This is a genomic window from Xenorhabdus bharatensis (assembly GCF_037996705.1).
GTDB classification, from domain to species: domain Bacteria; phylum Pseudomonadota; class Gammaproteobacteria; order Enterobacterales; family Enterobacteriaceae; genus Xenorhabdus; species Xenorhabdus bharatensis.
Map to the genome: position 1 here is coordinate 1 of NZ_JBBMXG010000047.1, position 2,114 is coordinate 2,114.

The 2,114-nt window shown below is 53.5% G+C and carries 1 rRNA gene; it reads left to right on the top strand.

Annotated features, from left to right (window positions below):
• Positions 1 to 2,114: ribosomal RNA gene (locus AAC855_RS21060) — 23S ribosomal RNA — on the top strand; the annotation flags it as partial.

Here is a 2,114-nt window from a genome sequence, read left to right on the forward strand (position 1 = left end):
AGACCCGGCGATACCCGAATGGGGAAACCCAGTGCAATCCGTTGCACTATCTTGACCTGAATTCATAGGGTCAAGAGGCGAACCGGGGGAACTGAAACATCTCAGTACCCCGAGGAAAAGAAATCAACCGAGATTCCCCCAGTAGCGGCGAGCGAACGGGGAGGAGCCCAGAGCCATCAACAATATCAGCGTCAGGAGAACGGTCTGGAAAGGCCGGCAGTAAAGGGTGATAGCCCCGTATCCGAAGACGCTGGTGTTGGGAGCTCGATGAGTAGGGCGGGACACGTGGTATCCTGTCTGAATATGGGGGGACCATCCTCCAAGGCTAAATACTCCTGACTGACCGATAGTGAACCAGTACCGTGAGGGAAAGGCGAAAAGAACCCCGGCGAGGGGAGTGAAAGAGAACCTGAAACCGTGTACGTACAAGCAGTGGGAGCACCCTTTAGGGTGTGACTGCGTACCTTTTGTATAATGGGTCAGCGACTTATATTCTGTAGCAAGGTTAACCGTATAGGGGAGCCGCAGGGAAACCGAGTCTTAACTGGGCGTTAAGTTGCAGGGTATAGACCCGAAACCCGGTGATCTAGCCATGGGCAGGTTGAAGGTTGGGTAACACTAACTGGAGGACCGAACCGACTAATGTTGAAAAATTAGCGGATGACTTGTGGCTGGGGGTGAAAGGCCAATCAAACCGGGAGATAGCTGGTTCTCCCCGAAAGCTATTTAGGTAGCGCCTCGTGAATTCATCTTCGGGGGTAGAGCACTGTTTCGGCTAGGGGGTCATCCCGACTTACCAACCCGATGCAAACTGCGAATACCGAAGAATGTTATCACGGGAGACACACGGCGGGTGCTAACGTCCGTCGTGGAGAGGGAAACAACCCAGACCGCCAGCTAAGGTCCCCAAGTCATGGTTAAGTGGGAAACGAAGTGGGAAGGCTCAGACAGCCAGGATGTTGGCTTAGAAGCAGCCATCATTTAAAGAAAGCGTAATAGCTCACTGGTCGAGTCGGCCTGCGCGGAAGATGTAACGGGGCTAAACCATGCACCGAAGCTGCGGCAGCGACACGTAAGTGTTGTTGGGTAGGGGAGCGTTCTGTAAGCCGTTGAAGGTGTGTCGTGAGGCAGGCTGGAGGTATCAGAAGTGCGAATGCTGACATAAGTAACGATAATGCGGGTGAAAAACCCGCACGCCGGAAGACCAAGGGTTCCTGTCCAACGTTAATCGGGGCAGGGTGAGTCGACCCCTAAGGCGAGGCTGAAAAGCGTAGTCGATGGGAAACAGGTTAATATTCCTGTACTTGGTGTTACTGCGAAGGGGGGACGGAGAAGGCTATGTCATCCGGGCGACGGTCGTCCCGGTTTAAGCGTGTAGGTGGGCGGTCTTGGTAAATCCGGACGGCTGATAACACTGAGGCGTGATGACGAGGCACTACGGTGCTGAAGTGACAGATGCCCTGCTTCCAGGAAAAGCCTCTAAGCTCCAGGTAACATTGAATCGTACCCCAAACCGACACAGGTGGTCAGGTAGAGAATACTCAGGCGCTTGAGAGAACTCGGGTGAAGGAACTAGGCAAAATGGTGCCGTAACTTCGGGAGAAGGCACGCTGGCGTTAGGTGAAGAAACTTGCTTTCGGAGCCGAGGCCAGTCGCAGATACCAGCTGGCTGCAACTGTTTAATAAAAACACAGCACTGTGCAAACACGAAAGTGGACGTATACGGTGTGACGCCTGCCCGGTGCTGGAAGGTTAATTGATGGGGTTATCCGTAAGGAGAAGCTCTTGATCGAAGCCCCAGTAAACGGCGGCCGTAACTATAACGGTCCTAAGGTAGCGAAATTCCTTGTCGGGTAAGTTCCGACCTGCACGAATGGCGTAATGATGGCCAGGCTGTCTCCACCCGAGACTCAGTGAAATTGAACTCGCTGTGAAGATGCAGTGTACCCGCGGCAAGACGGAAAGACCCCGTGAACCTTTACTATAGCTTGACACTGAACACTGGTCCTTGATGTGTAGGATAGGTGGGAGGCTTGGAAGTGTGGACGCCAGTCTGCATGGAGCCATCCTTGAAATACCACCCTTTAATGGCTGGTGTTCTAACGTAGGCCCGT